1 protein-coding gene is annotated in these 255 nt (G+C 42.7%); it reads left to right on the forward strand.

Translation table 11 applies throughout. The annotated features are described in order from the left end of the window. On the forward strand, window positions 1-255 hold a 255-nt coding region (locus AAEY62_RS23440; RefSeq protein WP_350636853.1), incomplete at both ends, for an IS110 family transposase.

Below are 255 nucleotides of genomic sequence, written 5' to 3' on the forward strand. Positions count from 1 at the left end.
TAACAAAACAATAAGCAGAGCCAAGCTTAAAGAGTTATTAATTAAAGAACAGCAATCTTTAGTTGCTATGGAATCATGTGGTGGTACGCATTATTGGGCGCAATTTGCTAAACAGGCAGGGCACCAGATCAAAGCGATCAACGCGCGACAGGTAAAAGCGTTTCGTCAAGGGCAGAAAACCGATGCAAATGATGCGCTGGCTATTTCAGTTGCAGCGAGACAGCCTCATATAAAAGGAAGTCGTTTACTTTCAGT

It is taken from the genome of Pseudoalteromonas sp. GW168-MNA-CIBAN-0100 (genome assembly GCF_040309225.1).
Lineage (GTDB): Bacteria > Pseudomonadota > Gammaproteobacteria > Enterobacterales > Alteromonadaceae > Pseudoalteromonas > Pseudoalteromonas arctica.